The following is a 16260-nucleotide window of genomic DNA, read 5'->3' on the forward strand; positions in this document are numbered from 1 at the left end:
AATCAGACAAATCTAAGAAAATGATCTTAACCTTTGAGCAGGTCATTGTACTTTCTGGCGTTGTTGGGGTCTACTTTGAGGAGTAGTTCCACAGCCTCGGTCCTGATCTCTAGTGGTGCTTTTTTGAAGATTTTACTGATCTCGTCTCCTTTGGCATCCATAAAAGAAATGGTGAAAATTCCGTTTGGTTGTGCTGTATTGGCATCTTCCACCTTTCTGATCGCTTCAAGCATATTTTTGAAAGCTTCTTCTGGATCTCTATTGAGTAGGTCCATGCCTTTTCTATGATAGAGGTATAGCGCTTCTCTGATGGGAGCAAAGACTGATGAAGTATAGATGTCATTGATCAGCCAGTACCTATTTCTCCTATCGCTAGGGTTTTGATTCCATCCAGGTCTTTGCGATTGTTGCGCATTATTGACTATAGCATTGGCGATCTCAAAATAAGGATCTCCTCCTCTCAAAGAGAAAGAATCATAATCTAAACCTAAAGCCATGTAGGCGTAGTAAGCAAGGAGTGAGGAGATGTTGTTCAAAAATGAAAAACGATTGAATTCTAATGGCTGATTCTGAATGAATTCGAATGACCAGTTACGATCAATGAAATTGAAAACCATAGACTCGTAGTTGGTCCCGTAGATAGGGCGCACTACCTGTACTTGAACGGTTGCATTGTAGAGTCCTACTTGGGGCATGTCATTGATGGTGATCAGCATATTGCCCTTGATACGCTCCATGGGTTTGAATTCCTCATTTGTCCAATTTCTGCCGTTGAGAAACTGTTCAAAGGTATTTTTCATATTCTCAAAAACTTCCTTCTCTTGGGTTCGTGCTCTGTCAGAGTTGATGATCACTTGGAAATTCAATTCTTGACTGAAACCGATCAGCGGGAGGAGGATGAGGGTGAATGCTGAAATAACTTTTTTCATGGAAGGATGAAATTCATTTCATTAAAGGTAAAAAAATCAAACGGTTTTTGGGAGTTTTTTAATAGCCTTTAAGATCATTTTGGCAATGTCAGTCTTTGGTAATACTTCCGAACTTTCTACGGCTCCATTTTGATCAAAAATGGTCACTTTATTGGTGTCATGCTGAAATCCTGCTCCCGATTCTTTCATGGAATTGAGTACGATCAAGTCGAAATTCTTTTTAGCGAGTTTTTCCTGAGCATGTACAACTTCATTTTCTGTTTCTAAAGCAAAGCCCACATGGATTTGATGTGAATTTTTGAGTGCGGCCAGACTCTGGGCGATGTCTACATTTTTGATCAATTCAATGGTCATAGACTCTCCTGCTTTTTTGATCTTCTGTGAAGCCACATTTTTCGGAGCATAGTCGGCTACAGCTGCGGCAAAAATAGCGATGTCGACTTTTGGATGTATTAACTTGGATGTTTCATACATCTCTTGCGCACTGACTACTGAATAGATTTTTATATTTGGGTGAGAAGGTTCCATAGCGCCCTTGCCGAGAACCAAATGTACCTCTGCTCCTCTCTTAGCAAATCCCACAGCTAGTGCTGCGCCCATTTTGCCACTGGAATGATTGCTGATGAATCTGACAGGGTCAATGGCTTCTTGCGTAGGTCCAGAGGTCAGCAGTACTTTTTTTCCTTTAAAGTCCTGCTTGCTTGCAAAGTGATGAAAAACTTCCTCCAAGATATGCTCGGGTTCCATCATTCTTCCTTGTCCTGAAAGTCCAGAAGCAAGTTCTCCAGCTTCTGCATCTAGGATGATGTTACCGTATTGACTTATTTTCTTGAGATTTTCCCTTACACTTGGGTGCTGATACATATCTAGATCCATCGCTGGAGCTACCATGACAGGACATCTAGCTGAAAGGTAGGTTGCTGTGAGTAAGTTATCACATATTCCATTGGCAAATTTGGCCAAGGTATTAGCAGATATTGGAGCTACTAAAAATAAATCTGCCCATAAGCCCAGTTCCACATGATTGTTCCATTCACCAGTTTCATTTTTATAAAATTGGTGGTAAACAGGCTTTTTGGAAAGGGTAGCTAAAGTAAGCGGGGTAATAAAGTCAAGAGCAGAAGTACTGGCTATCACCTGTACTTCTGCTCCTTCTTTAATTAATAAACGTATCAAATGGGCACTTTTATAGGCAGCAATGCTGCCAGTTACACCCAAAAGGATTCGTTTACCTTGAAGTTTCATTATCCTTCAATGTCAGTTTCTGGATGGCGGAAATAAACTTTCCCTTCCATAAACTCTTCCATTGCCAAAGTAGATGGTTTTGGCATTCTTTCGTAAAACTTAGAGATTTCGATTTGCTCTTTGTTTTCGAATACTTCTTCCAAGTTATCCACAGTAGAAGCAAATTCTGAAAGTTTGCTGTTCAACTCTTCTTTTTGTGTAGAAGAGATTTGCTTTGCTCTCTGTCCGATGATGTGGATAGATTCGTAGATGTTTTCAGTCGGTTCAGCGACTTTATCCAAATCTCTAGTGATGATGGATGGATTGATTGCCATATCTTTGATTAATTATTGTTTTCAGTAATTGGGATTGTTCTTACTTCTTCACCTTCAGGTGAGATAGCTTTGTTAGCGTCTTGTTCAGCCTTCAATTTGGCCAAGCGCTCCTCATAATCCTTCTTCATGACTATGAAGTTATCATACTCTTTGGTTGTCTTGATCGCGTAGGTTTCTACTTGTCCAAGGTATTTACTCTGAGGGTATTTTCTCTTGAATTGCTCCGCAAATCGCGCAGAGTCTTTAAGCCTATCTTCTTTTTTGTCGAAGACACTTCGCTCAGCATAATTGTAAGCTACTTCAACGAGTCTAAAGGATAATTCCTCGTTATGCTTGCTATCGGGATAGTTTTTGGCAAAGTTCTGGAAGTTGATGATACAAGCTTTGTAAAACTCTCCTGGGAAAAGGCCTTCTGTCAATCTATGGTACATCATGGATTCTTGGTAGGCTTTTTCTTCAAATCTCCTTTGGAGGTCATCGATCATCCCCATGGCCCTCTCGTAAGAGTCCGATTCTGGGAATTTGTTGATGAAAATTTGAATGGCGTTGACGGCGTCTCTACTACTCTTTTGATCCAAATTAAAATCGGGTGCATCTAGATAGAGCGAATAGGCATTCATAAACATTGCTTCTTCAGCCATTGGGCTTCTATTGTATGTTTGATAGAATGTATTGAAATAGCCGGCAGCTTCTATGTACCTCTTGGTTCTGAAGTGGCTGTAAGCGTAATTAAAATCTGCTAATTCAGCCCTTTCACTTCCTCTGATTACTGGTAAAACTCTATCATATAAGATAATGGCTTTATTGTATTCACCTTTTTCATAATAGCTATTGGCAGCATCATACAATTCTTCCCAATTAGTACTTTTTTCAAGTTTGTAAAACTTGCCACAAGCGCTAATGGATAGGATCAAAGAAAGCGTGAATATATAAAGGAGGGATTTTTTCATAATTTTCAAGGTGCAAATATAGGGGAATATTAATTTGTATCAAACTTAGTGTGATAGGCTAAGCAGGAAGATCTATTCGACAACGAGTTTCTTGGTGACTATATTTTTGTTGTCTACAAATAATGTATAAAAGTAAACGCCAGGCCTAAGGTCTTCTACATTCATGACTAATGTCCTTTGTCTTGGATCTAATCTGTATTCAGCAATTGGGTTTCCAATAAAACTATTGATACTGATTTTGGCATTGGCATTCGGGTTTTTGAAATTATAATCAATTTGGGCTATTCGATTGCTTGGGTTAGGATAGACGCTTCCAATAGAGATGTCTTTGTGGTCAGTTTGGTCTGCGTCTTTGGCTGGATTGGAGACATTGTAAATGGCGTCAATGACAAATAAATCCCTATTGTTGTCAGGATTGATGAAATGTAATTCAAAGTTACCTTTGGTCTCTACGATTCCAAAATCAAACTCGAGGTAAAGGTCTGTCACAATTTCTCCAGGCTTCAAACTCAAGCGGATTTTAGCTAAATCCTTTCTGGGATCAAAACAATTATCTCCGATGCAAATTTTAATATTTTGTGAAGTACCGATGTTTCCTCTAAGAAAACGCAAATTGTACTCTTTTCGAGTATTGCTTTCGTTTTGAATGATGAGGGATTTTCTTTGTGCAGTTCCTATCTTACCATTAAACTCTATATTTTCTGACAATACGCGCACTTGCGCTTCCGAGTACAACGGAAAAAGCAAGATTAGACATGCACATATCAATAGAAAAGATTTCATGTAGAGTTTTTATTCAATAAGCCCGACTAATTATCTGATTTACTTATACTAATACGTATAAAAATACCTAATTGGTTTCAGGTTAAAAAGATTTAGGGGTTAATTTTTGTTAACCTGTTATAAAATTTTTTTCAAGGTTCTGCGTTTCTGCCGACTTTCAAAATCAGCAATGCTATTAATTATTGTTTTGGTCTCCTGATTTGACCCTTTCATCTATCAAAATCTGTATTTCTTCCTCTGTTGGTAGGGGGATATTTATCTCAGGGATATCAAATAAATTTTCCTGATTTTTTCTTCTATTGATAGGATCTCTCCATGCTCGTATGATTTCCATACTCGGTTTTTCATCTTCTCTCCACTTGAAGCCATCCAGGATTTTCTGATCTTCCTTGAGCATGTGAGGAGGGGTAAATTGACCTTCAGGTTTGACTAAATAGTTAATTTTACTCACATTCCCTTCTTTGAAAAACATGATGATATTGGCACAAATATTTTTATTGACTCCTCGGAGTGTACTGTCATTGAGCAAGTCAAAGTACAAAGACTCTCCATTGCCTGTGACGTCGAGTCTTTGGATTTGGGATTCACTAAATAATCCCACCATCTTTCTGCCTTTGAGTTGATTGAAGTTGCCCAAAGTGTCCTTACTTACGGAGAATGCTTTTTGGGTAAGAAAGACTTTCTCGATTTCTTCATTGGCGATCAAAAACCTGATACTATCAGCTGTAATTTGCGTTTTGTCATTCCAGATCACGGGATCATTGTACAAGTGAATGGTCGAGTCTGAATAAATATAAGCTAATGAGTCTGATCTGCCTGCCAGTTCTGATTTGATCATACGGACATTGTGGAAGGCCTGCAAGAATCGCTCAGTTTCATCCTCGCTATCCTGAGAAATCAAGGTGTCGGCAATCATGTACATGGTATCTTGTTCAAAATATTTCTTGACCAAGGCATTTCCATAGACTTTTGAATATTTTCTATCTTCCCAGTATTTTCCTTCTTCCCCAAAAATCTCAATATCTCTTTCCTTATTATAAACGGCTACATCTCCTCTTCCCTCGTAATAGAATTGGTTTTCATCGTAATACAAATTGTCAGCATATACCCAAGAGGTCTCTGTTTCAACATCGCCTTCATAGAATCTGAAAATCTTGTTCTCAGTGTCATAATAACTGCCCTTTTGAGCATTCAATCTGTTTCCTTCTGCTGAGACGACATTGGTAAGTCCTACTGTTTCGGCAGTTTTCGGGATTGTTCTGTAGATAAGGAAATTGGTTTTTAGCGTGTAATCTGGATTCACTAAAATCACATCATCTGTAAAGGTGATTTTTTCTATGGTGGTCTCGTAAACACCATTTTTGCTAGTTAGCACATTGGTAGAGTCTACGACTTTTCCATCATTGAAGTAATTGGCCACGCCTGTCTCTCTATTGTAATCCAAAAATTCAGTGTAGAGTGTGGTGGATTCATTTTTGAAAACTACGTTAGTTCTGAGCTTGGCGATCTTGGTGTTGCCATCATACTCTGCATACCTACTTCTGGTGGTGACAGGATCTTTCTGATCTACAATTCTCACATTCCCGAATAACTTGGCTTTGTTTTCTGTCTCGAAAAAATGTGCTGAGTCGCAATAGATCAGCGAGTTTTGGTGCCTCATCACAGCATTACCAAGAAGCCTCTGGAATCCTCCGCTTCCAACCAGACGATCTGCTTTTCTGATTTCCAGAAGATTGTCATTTTGAGCAAGGGCCAAAAAGGATATAAATAAGAAAAATATGGAGGGAAAGAGTTTCTTTTTGATCATTTCATTCTTAGGTCGGCAACAAAATTAAGCAAAAATGATATTTTTGGTCTATGGTTGAACATTTTATCCAGCATATACGCACAAAAAATCTTTTTGATTTAGAAAAACGCTACTTATTAGCAATCAGTGGTGGTTTAGATAGTACTTGTCTTGGACATCTGCTTAAGGCATCTGGTGTAAAGTTTGCATTGGTTCATTATAATTTTGGTTTGAGAGGTGGAGAAAGTGATGAGGATGAAGCTTTTGTCAAACAAATGGCGGACTTATGGGAGGTTTCTATCTACACTCAAAAGGCAACCCCGAGAGAATTTGATCAGACAGGGAAATCAATTCAGATGATTGCTAGAGAGCTGAGGTATGCTTGGTTTGAAAGTATTTTGGAGACTAAAACTTATGCTGGGGTGGTGGTAGCGCATCATCTCGAGGATCAGTTGGAGACTATTTTCCTCAACTTACTCAGAGGCACAGGTATAGAAGGGATGTATGGCATGGCTGAGAAAAGAGATTATCTGATCCGACCATTGTTGCCTTTCAAAAAATCAGATTTACAAAACTATATGGTCAGTCAAAGATTACCTTGGCGAATCGATAGTAGCAACGAAAAAAATATCTATAAGCGAAATTTTATTAGGAATGAGGTGTTTCCACTCATTCAATCAGCCTTTCCAGATGCGGTGACTACTTTAGAAGGGAGTTTTCAAAGGATCAAAGATACAGGCAAAGCATTTTTTCACCTTTACACACTATGGCGTCTTGAGCATGTCGTGGAAGATGGGGGCTTCCAATATCTACCCATCAAAGCATTGGAGAATCTCCCAGGCAAGCATTCCATGTTGTATTACTGGTTGAGAGATAGTGGATTTGGGATGGCTGAAGTGGAAGAGGTATTTGTTGCATTGGATCAAGGTGAATCTGGGAAGGTATTTTTCTCAGGAAAGTATGTTCTCAATGTGGATCGAGAGTATTTGATCTTAGGGGAGCAGGATTTTGCCCAGCCTGAAATCAAGATTGATAAGACTGCAATTTCCCTGGTGCTCAATACCTCGAAATATGATATCTTGCATCTGCAAGCTCCTTCAGAATTAGACAAGAGTACTGACAATGCCATGCTGGATCTTGGCAAGCTAGAGTTTCCTCTTTCAGTCAGGAACTGGCAAATTGGGGATAGATTGATGCCTTTGGGGATGAAACAAAATAAAAAAGTTTCAGACCTGCTGATTGACCTGAAAGTCCCCGTCATTCATAAAAAAGGAGTTAAAGTATTGTGTTCTGGAGAGGAAATTGTGTGGGTGATAGGATATAGAGTGAGTGAATTATTCAAAGTTGACGTAAATACAAAGGCTATCCTGTATTTCAAAAAAAGATAAGATATGATAAATCCATTTTCTAAAACCTTCACTGCAACCGAACACGCAGTATTTGACTTTCTTTCTCAGGTTAAGTTTTTTGAGCGACTGAAGCATGGGGAGATGGCTAGGTTTTTACCCACTATCCACAATAGAAAGTATCAAAAGGACGAGGTGGTGTTTTTCAGAAATGACCCCAGCCAAGCTCTGTATATTGTAAGAAGAGGTGCGATCAGATTGACCGTTGATATCAAAGAAAGCTTTGAGACTATACTGGAAGTTGGAAAAGGCGGGGCATTTGGTGAAAATTCACTTCTGGAGAATACCAAGCGAATCTATACGGCTATCGTAGATTCGGAGGAAGCTGAATTGATGGTGATTCCGCATTTTTCGGTTCAGGAAATATTTGAAGCACACCCGAAAATCAAAGCCAAGATGATGACTTCGCTTTCTGAATTTTACAATCAGAATAATCAAAAGCTCTTCAAGTCCTATCAGAATTCCTTTGGCTTTTTCAATTTGGCGCAGATGTTTGACCATGAACAATAATTAGTCAGGGGGTAACAGGGGTTAGACTTAGTAGATTCTTTGACATTAACCATCAATTGCTTATCTATACCGATTAGCAAAACATTTTTTTCATTTTTGAAGTATTCCAAGCTGTGGCTTTATTAAATGTGCTTTGTTTAATAACTTAGCGACACTTTTGAGAAAAATCATTTAAACTTAAATACAAACATATAAATCATGGCAAAAGTAACCGTAGTTGGAGCTGGGAATGTAGGAGCAACCTGTGCTGATGTATTGGCATACAGAGAGATTGCTGAAGAGATCGTATTGGTAGATATCAAAGAAGGTGTAGCCGAAGGCAAAGCCCTAGATATCTGGCAAAAAGCTCCAATCAATCAATATGATAGCAGAACTGTAGGAAGCACCAATGACTACTCTAAGACTGCTAACTCTGATGTAGTAGTGATCACATCAGGTCTTCCAAGAAAACCAGGGATGACTAGAGATGATCTGATCGAAACCAACGCAGGTATCGTAAAGTCTGTGACTGAAAATGTGATCAAACATTCTCCAGATGCTATCATCATCGTGGTATCCAATCCACTAGATGTAATGACTTACCAAGCCCACATCACATCCAAATTGCCAAGAACCAAAGTTATGGGTATGGCTGGAATCTTGGATACTGCTAGATATAGAGCATTTATCGCTGAAGAATTGAATATTTCTCCAAAAGAAATCCAAGCAATTCTAATGGGGGGGCATGGTGATACCATGGTGCCACTTCCAAGATATACTACAGTAGCTGGTATTCCAGTGACTGAATTGATCGACAAAGATACCCTAGATGCGATCATTGAAAGAACGAAGTTCGGTGGTGGTGAATTGGTGAAATTGATGGGTACTTCCGCTTGGTATGCACCAGGTTCTGCTGCTGCACAAATGGTAGAAGCGATCTTGAAAAACCAAAGAAGAGTATTCCCAGTTTGTATTAAGCTAGATGGCGAGTACGGTATCGATGATTGCTACTTAGGTGTACCAGTGATTTTGGGCAAAAATGGTATCGAAAAAGTGATTGAACTAGATCTAAATGAAGAAGAAAAAGCGCTCCTAGAAGTATCTAGAGGTCACGTAAAAGAAGTGATGACTGTGTTGGATAAAATCACTAATAAGTAAGTTTACTATGTAAAACCTAAAAATCCCGACAAACCATCGGGATTTTTAGGTTTTTATTTTTTTGAATAAGCTTCACAAGAATAATTTGTATTTTAAATTCGTTGCCAAAAGAAACTCACAGGACCTTACCCCACTATAGCGTGCAGATTTTCAAAAAAGCCCTTATCTTTTTACTAATAAGTACACTTGCCATAGCAGGATACTTCTTTTATAATAGTAGTTACTGGAAAGGGAGAATCAATGCGCTTGAGTTAGTCGCTGCTGATGCAGTTTTTGTGTTCGAGACTAAGGAACCTGTGATGGCTTGGAATCAATTGGTGACACAACCATTATGGGCGCGAATTTCTGAATTGCCCTCAGTAAAACATGCTGAATCACAGCTGTTAGGCTTAGATAGTCTAGTGGGTAGATCAGGCAATTTAGATCGCTCACTCAAAGGAAACCAGCTGGTAGTTTCCCTGCATAATGTAGGAAAGGAAGAGTTTGACTTTTTGTTTACACTTTCCTTCGCGGCCAATGCAGACCGCTCTTTTGTCCAGTCTCTAGAGGATAATCTTCCAGAATTGTCTCAAATCAATACGAGGAATTACAGTCAAATACCTATTTACGAGTTTCAGAGTGTTAATCTTGAGCGTAATCTTAGTTATGCTAAGATTAACAATGTTTTGGTGGCAAGTTATTCATCGTTTTTGGTGGAGGAGGCAATCAGGCTACATCAAAACTCCAGTGTGCCAAATTTTAAGACGGCTCACCCTGAGTTATTGAAATCCTTAGAGTCTCCTACTGGCTTAGGGGTATTTAGATTGACAAGTGAAGGCTTGGCTAAGTTGCTATTAGGAATTAGCCGAAATGAGCAGCTTGGCTTGGTACAACAGTTTGCAGTCAATCAAATGTCAGGAAATTTTGAATTGAAGTTTGCAGAAGGAAAATTTCAGTTAGAAGGTGAGACGTTTTTTAAAAAAGATTCAAGACCTGATTTTTCTAAAGGAATTGGAGACTTTAAAGTTTCGGCCAACCTTATTCCTAATAGAACGGCGGCTTTATTCCGTTATAATTTTAGAACACCTGCTCAGTTTGGGCAACTAAAGAACTTAAATTTTCAGCCCAAAAGTACTTACAGAGGTGAAATTGAAAAGAAACTGATAGAAAAGGATTTTCTTAGAAAATTGACAGGCAATGCTTTTCTTATCTTGATGGAGACGCCTGTCAATCAGCAACAAGATAAGGTGTTATTATTGAAGACCGCCCAGATTGAAGACCAACTGGAATTATTGAAATCCTTTGTGTTAGAGACTGAAAATGTGGGTTTAGATAATTTACCAACCGATTTATATCTTAATCAAGAGATTTTTGTGATCAGTACAGAAGAGTTTCCTGGGCACTTGATGGAGGGGAAATTTGTAGGCTTTGAGGATACTTACATCACGAGTTTGGGAGAATATTTGGTTTTTGCCAATAGCAGTAAATCGATGAAGGTGTTTTTGGATGACTATAGGGCAGACAATACTTGGGGTAAAAACTTACAGCAAAAAAGGTTTGTTGGAAGTTTGGATACGGACTCTGGTTTCAGTTTTGTTTTGAATATACCAAGAGTTTGGAATGCACTCCTAGATGTGAGTTCGCCAAACTGGAAGGTGTTTTTTGAAAAATACGGGCCTCAGTTACGCACTTTTGACCTTCTCGGTCTCAGCGTCAAGGATACTGAAAGAGACTTGCGCGCAAAAATGGACTTATTATATGCTCTGGGTCCAATCAAAACTGTACAAGGAATTACTTTGACTGAGAATAGAAGTATCAATTTTAGCAATCGCTTAGTCTATGGTCCTAAGACTATAGAAAATTTTAATGATGGGAGTACTGATTTTGTGGTTCAAGATGAACTTCATCAGTTTCATTTGATTACTGGAGAGGGGGAGTTGGTTTTTACACTTCCTTTAGAGTCTCCTATTGTATCTGAAATTTACCAAATTGATTATTTCAAAAATGGTAAGCTTCAAATATTGTTTGCTACTGAAAATAGACTGTATTTGGTAGATCGATTAGGGAATATGATAGGAGGCTATCCATTGGAGGTACCAGGCAGGAAGCTTACACATTTAAATGTAGTTGATTATGACAATACTAGAGATTACAGATTTTTTATAGCAACTGATCAAGCTGAGCTTTTTCTTTTCAATAAATCAGGGGATGCCTTGGAAGCTTGGGATCCAAAAGAAGTCAGTGCAAACTTGGCGGTGAAGCCAGCTCATAGGAGAATAGCAGGTGTAGGTGATCAAATGCTCGCGCTTACTTTGAGAGGTGATTTATACTTTTTCAATAGAAGAGGAGAAGTGATGCTAGATTCACCCGTTAATCTAGGAGCAGCAGTCAATTCAGATTATATAGTATTGGAAAGAGGGAATGCTGTATCGAGTAGGATAGTGACAGTGACAGAGGATGGGGAAGTAGTAAGTGTCAATTTTCAGGGAGAAATAGCCTATAGAAATCAATTGCCTAGACCAGATAGGGAGAGTAAGTTTTTCTTGGTCAGGGATCAGAAGGAGGATAATTATATTTTTGCGATACATGAATTCAATAAAGTGACTATCATGGATGCAGCTTATAAGCCACTTTTCTCTCATAATCTTATTTCTGAGGAGATTGAGTTGCAGTTATTTTCTTTTGGCCTAGAAAGGCAGATTTTGGTACTTATTGACAAAACACAGGAGTTTACCTACCTTTTTGATCTTTCAGGACAAATGCTCAATACACTTCCTATTAGCTCTAAAATCCCAATCGATATTAGGTACTCCAGTAGTCAAAATGAATATAGAATCTTTGCCTCATCGGGTAATTCTCTTGTAGAATACAGGTTGCCGCTTTAGAATTTCTATCTTTGCAGGCTGAAATCAAATAATTCTATTCCAATGAAATTTAGATTCCTGCTTTTATACGCATTTTTATTTGTTCATTCAGTATTCGCCCAAGTGATTTTGGATGAAAATCAGCTTCCCATTGATCCCGAGCAATACCATAGTCTGACTTCACCTTATTCCACTACCCTTACATTTTTTTATAATCTTAGAGAGGATAATTTTGAACCTGAAGAAGCTCTCAAAACCTTGCGACTCACTGATCAATCTGAGATAGAGGCTAGAAGATTAGTAGTCAAATTGAAGCAGGTATTTGACGGGAATGGCGTATATGTCAGGATCAACGAGATTCCTAATGACCCAAACTACATCGATACGCTTCATAATAATCAACCTAGATTTTTCTTTGACACCAAAAGGCTGCCTGGGGTTTATTTGGAAAAAGTAGGAGATGATTGGAAATTCAGTGCATTTACAGTTTCTCAAATCAATGAACTCCATCAAGATACTTATCCATATGGAACAGATAAGTTATTGAATGTATTGCCAAAACTGGGGAATGAAGTTTATCTAGGATTGCATTTTTGGCAATTGGCAGGTTTGTTTTTATTGATTTTGATATTATTCATTTCGCATAAAATCATTACAATTATTTTGGATAAAGGTCTTCTCTATGCCCTTGACCGATTTGGATATGGCTATATTGGAGAAAAGTACCTCCTTCCGGTAGCTAAAGTGATTAGTATTTTTGTGATAGTGCAGCTTTCTTCCCTATTTATTCGTGTTTTACAATTGCCAATTGAGGCTGTTTCTTGGATTCTGTTGTTATTGAATGCAGCTAAGCCTTTTATAGTGACTATTGTATTCTACAAGATTGTGGACATCGTAGCGATGTACTTTGCCAAACTTGCAGAGAAAACGGAATCGACTCTTGATGATCAATTGGTGCCTTTACTGAGAAAAACGCTAAAAGCTTTTGTGGTAATTGTAGGTACTTTGTACATTCTTAAAGAAGGGCTTCAAGTTGATATCGTTCCATTTCTGACGGGTCTATCAATTGGTGGTTTGGCTTTTGCCCTGGCCGCACAGGACACGATCAAAAACTTCTTTGGCTCCATTATGATATTTATAGATAAGCCTTTTCAAGTAGGGGATTGGATCACTTCAGGCGATGTAGATGGCACTGTGGAGGAGGTGGGTTTCCGATCCACGAGAGTCAGGACTTTTAGAAATTCCGTCATGTATATTCCCAATGGGAAAATTGCCGATGCTACTATTGATAATCATGGTTTGAGGCAGTATAGAAGGTTCTTTACTACCTTGACGATCACTTATGACACACCCCCGCATTTGATTCAGGCTTTTGTAGATGGCTTGAGAAAGATAGTAGAGTCACACCCTGATACACGCAAAGATTATTATAATATCTATTTCAATAACCTATCTGCCTACAGCCAAGATGTGATGTTTTATGTGTTTTTTGAGGTGCCAAATTGGACAGAGGAATTGAGGGCACGTCATGAAATCTTGATTTCAATCATTACACTGGCAAATCAGTTGGGGGTTCGTTTTGCATTTCCTACACAGACTTTGCATATGGAGAGCTTCCCCGAAAAAAAGACTTTGGTTCCTGAATATAATCCAGATGCAAAAGCTTACCAAGCTAAATTGCAGGATTTTGTATCTCGGGAACTGAAGAAGAAGCAGGATTTGAATTGATTTAAGCTCCAAAAATCAAGGCATAAATCATCACAGCAACAAAGGCTAATATGGGACCTAAGACAATCATCAAAAGGCCACCACTTCTAAAACTTTTTTGTTCAATCATACCAGTGGAAAAGGAGATGGCATTGGATGGGGTAGAAACTGGCAGGAGCAATGCGCAGGAGCAACTCAAAGCTACAATTAAAGGCACTGCAAAACCCCAAATACCAGGAAGCGCAAGTCCTAAGGGGACTAGAATTGAGGAGGCGGCCGTATTGCTCATGATGTTGGATATCAGGACCGCAATAATCGCAAATACGACACCAACGCCAAAAAGGGGAATAGGAAGTAGTTCGATTTTTTCCATGATGATATCTGTCAATCCTACATCCACCATCGCAATACCAAGAGCTAAACCTCCAGCTACCAACATCAGTGTGTCCCAAGGTAATCTTCTGACATCTTCGGCTTTGATTACCTGAAATAGAGTAAGCAAAACTATAGGGATAGCAGAAGTCGCTGCTATGGGGATGTGATGAATGGGTTCAGTAAGCCAAGCAGAGATGGTAATAATTAAAGTGAAAATCACTGCATTTTTCTCAAATTTTATTGATGGTGAAGGTTCTTGGCTAAGCTTATCAAAGTCTAAAGTCAAGGTTTTTAATTTCAATTTTCGGATCAAAAATTTCCAAAAAATATAAGTGGCCAATAAGGCAGTAGGCAAACCAAATATCATCCATTCTATAAAGGTGATATTGATTCCTTTCTCTTGTAAAGCACCTACAGCGATGGCGTTTGGAGTACTGCCGATAATGGTCCCCATTCCGCCCAATGTTGCGGCAGCAGGAATTCCAATTAAAAGTGCTTTGGTATAAGCAGAATTTTTACCCATCATGTGAGCCAAAGGAAGCACGGAGGAAATCATCATTGCTGTGGTGGCTGTATTTGACATGACCATACTTCCAATAGCTGTTGTAAGCATCAGTCCCATGAGTAACCTTTCTGGTTGTGTGCCAAATTTTTTCAGCGTATATCTGAATAGAGCCTTGTCAAGTCCGACTTGAGACATGGCTTCTGCAAGGAAAAATCCTCCCAAGAGTAGCCATATTACATTGCTAGTCCAGGTGCCTAGGTACATTTCTACTGGAGTTTTGTGTTCCTCTAAGATGAAGTCAGTACCAAATCCTAATAGTAATCCTGCTATAATAAAAATCCCTACGGCAAATGGTGGTATGGCTTCAGTCACCCAAAGGCCAATGGCTAAAACAGAAAGAAAAAAGACATAATTGACATCATCCTGATACCCAAGCTCTCTAAAAAAATATCCAATAAGCATTGCCAAAAGGAAATTACCTGCGAAAGTAGATGTGTTAAAAATCCAACCAAGTCTTAGTTTTCTGTATAGCCGGATGGCAGCTTGTCTTGAGTCATTATAAGCCATTCAAGTTTTATTAGATTTAAAGATAGTTGATGTTTGATAGAACCTAGGTTCAGTTTGGGAAATGAATAGTAAACTTGGTACCTTGACCTACCTTGCTTTCTACATCTATATTTCCGTTCATTCTTGTGATTTGGTGATAGATTAAATAGAGTCCAATGCCTTTGCTGTCTTCTAGGTTATGAAATTTTTGATTAAGTCCAAAAATTTTACCTTTTACTTTTTCCATATCAAAGCCCATCCCATTGTCTTCTACTGTAAGCTGTGTTCCATTCTTTAATTCTTCGGACACAATACGAATGATAGGTGATCGGCCAGGCTGTGCATATTTAATAGAATTGGTAATTAAATTGAGAAATATACTTTCCAAAAAATCCTTTTTGTAATAGACAGTATTGACCTTGGAGAAGTCTACCTTGATATTTGTATTTGATGTTTTGATCAAAGAATTAATGGAAGATATCACCGAATTCAGGACATCTGTAAAATTAAGTTGCTCGGGAATACTATCCGAATTTTTCTGAGAACTAAAAAGATCAACATAATTATCAAGTGTTTTTTTGAGGTTTTCGCTCGAGATCCTCAGGAGTTCAAGAAGGTTTAAAGTTTCCTCATCATTGATTTTTGACAGGTCAATTAACCTGTAAATCGAAATTAGATTATTGACAGGAGATCTTAAATCATGTGTGGTGCGGTAGGTGAGGTTTTCTAGATCTTTATTGATTGTTGTCAAGTTTGCGATTAAAAGCTTCCTTTCGTTTTCAAGTTTTTTCTTGTATGTAATATCCTTGGCAATGGCAAAGATTAGTTCTTCATTTTCCATAAACATGGAAGTCCAAGATAGCCACACTACCTTCCCGTCCTTTGTCAGATACCGGTTTTCAAAATTAAGCAAGGGATTGCTTTTCGTAAGTTCTTTTCTTGCTTTTGCTGTCAAAGCTTGGTCCTCTGGATGAACAAACTCATTAATTGGAGTATTGTAAAGTTTTTTTTCATCATAACCTAAGAGGGTGCTTACAGCAGGATTTATTCTTTTGAAATATCCATCGTAACCAGCTATGCAGAAAAGGTCAGGTGTAATATCAAAAAATAACTCTAACTTTTTTAAAACTTCTGTATTCAGTGTTTTCATAGGTGGGATAATTCAATGTTTTAATCTTACAGGACGATCAAGTAAACATATGATTTTGTCATTTTATAAAGTTA

At 38.4% G+C, this 16260-nt stretch carries 13 protein-coding genes; 5 read left to right on the plus strand and 8 right to left on the minus strand.

Translation table 11 applies throughout. The annotated features are described in order from the left end of the window. Positions 1-26 precede the first annotated feature (26 nt). From porD to CHB66_RS02970, 6 genes are all read right to left on the minus strand, one after another. Entirely contained in the window at positions 27-929 is a 903-nt protein-coding gene (gene porD, locus CHB66_RS02945) for a type IX secretion system protein PorD (RefSeq protein WP_076500162.1), read from the minus strand. Positions 930-965: 36 nt separating this feature from the next. Beyond that, positions 966-2174: a bifunctional phosphopantothenoylcysteine decarboxylase/phosphopantothenate--cysteine ligase CoaBC gene (gene coaBC, locus CHB66_RS02950; protein ID WP_089237810.1), complete on the minus strand. Its 1209-nt coding sequence runs from the start codon at positions 2172-2174 to the stop codon at positions 966-968. Further along, a complete protein-coding gene (locus CHB66_RS02955) occupies positions 2174-2488 on the minus strand; it encodes a DNA-directed RNA polymerase subunit omega (RefSeq protein ID WP_089237812.1) in 315 nt (104 codons plus the stop codon). The genes coaBC and CHB66_RS02955 overlap by 1 nt, the downstream gene beginning before the upstream one ends. A gap of 8 nt (positions 2489-2496) precedes the next feature. Beyond that, the gene (locus tag CHB66_RS02960; protein ID WP_089237814.1) at positions 2497-3438 is read right to left on the minus strand and encodes an outer membrane protein assembly factor BamD; all 942 of its coding nucleotides are present in this window, start codon (positions 3436-3438) and stop codon (positions 2497-2499) included. A 72-nt stretch (positions 3439-3510) separates the two neighbouring features. Next, positions 3511-4221, minus strand: coding sequence for a T9SS type A sorting domain-containing protein (locus CHB66_RS02965; RefSeq protein WP_089237816.1), 711 nt, complete (start codon positions 4219-4221; stop codon positions 3511-3513). A gap of 175 nt (positions 4222-4396) precedes the next feature. Then, positions 4397-6028: an OstA-like protein gene (locus CHB66_RS02970; RefSeq protein ID WP_089237818.1), complete on the minus strand. Its 1632-nt coding sequence runs from the start codon at positions 6026-6028 to the stop codon at positions 4397-4399. Positions 6029-6078: 50 nt separating this feature from the next. Here CHB66_RS02970 and tilS point away from each other — a divergent pair, with 50 nt between their 5' ends. The 5 genes from tilS to CHB66_RS02995 all read left to right on the plus strand — a co-directional run bounded on the left by tilS (position 6079) and on the right by CHB66_RS02995 (position 13631). After that, positions 6079-7395 carry a tRNA lysidine(34) synthetase TilS gene (gene tilS / locus CHB66_RS02975; protein WP_089237820.1) on the plus strand — a complete coding sequence of 439 codons (1317 nt, stop codon included), beginning with the start codon at positions 6079-6081 and terminating at the stop codon, positions 7393-7395. A gap of 3 nt (positions 7396-7398) precedes the next feature. Continuing rightward, positions 7399-7923 (plus strand): Crp/Fnr family transcriptional regulator, encoded by a 525-nt coding sequence (locus tag CHB66_RS02980; RefSeq protein WP_089237822.1) that lies wholly within the window; start codon positions 7399-7401, stop codon positions 7921-7923. 198 nt (positions 7924-8121) lie between these two features. Beyond that, positions 8122-9060: a malate dehydrogenase gene (mdh, locus tag CHB66_RS02985; RefSeq protein ID WP_089237824.1), complete on the plus strand. Its 939-nt coding sequence runs from the start codon at positions 8122-8124 to the stop codon at positions 9058-9060. A gap of 140 nt (positions 9061-9200) precedes the next feature. Continuing rightward, a complete protein-coding gene (locus tag CHB66_RS02990) occupies positions 9201-11924 on the plus strand; it encodes a hypothetical protein (RefSeq protein ID WP_089238078.1) in 2724 nt (907 codons plus the stop codon). 42 nt (positions 11925-11966) lie between these two features. Next, complete coding sequence (locus CHB66_RS02995; protein ID WP_089237826.1) at positions 11967-13631, plus strand: mechanosensitive ion channel family protein; 1665 nt, start codon at positions 11967-11969, stop codon at positions 13629-13631. 1 nt (position 13632) lies between these two features. Here the strand turns inward: CHB66_RS02995 and CHB66_RS03000 are convergent, their stop codons facing one another. Together CHB66_RS03000 and CHB66_RS03005 are read right to left on the minus strand one after the other, a co-directional pair. Beyond that, a complete protein-coding gene (locus tag CHB66_RS03000) occupies positions 13633-15057 on the minus strand; it encodes an SLC13 family permease (protein WP_089237828.1) in 1425 nt (474 codons plus the stop codon). Positions 15058-15106: 49 nt separating this feature from the next. After that, positions 15107-16186 (minus strand): PAS domain-containing sensor histidine kinase, encoded by a 1080-nt coding sequence (locus tag CHB66_RS03005; RefSeq protein ID WP_089237830.1) that lies wholly within the window; start codon positions 16184-16186, stop codon positions 15107-15109. Positions 16187-16260 lie beyond the last annotated feature (74 nt).

The organism is Belliella buryatensis, assembly GCF_900188245.1.
GTDB classification, from domain to species: Bacteria; Bacteroidota; Bacteroidia; order Cytophagales; family Cyclobacteriaceae; genus Belliella; species Belliella buryatensis.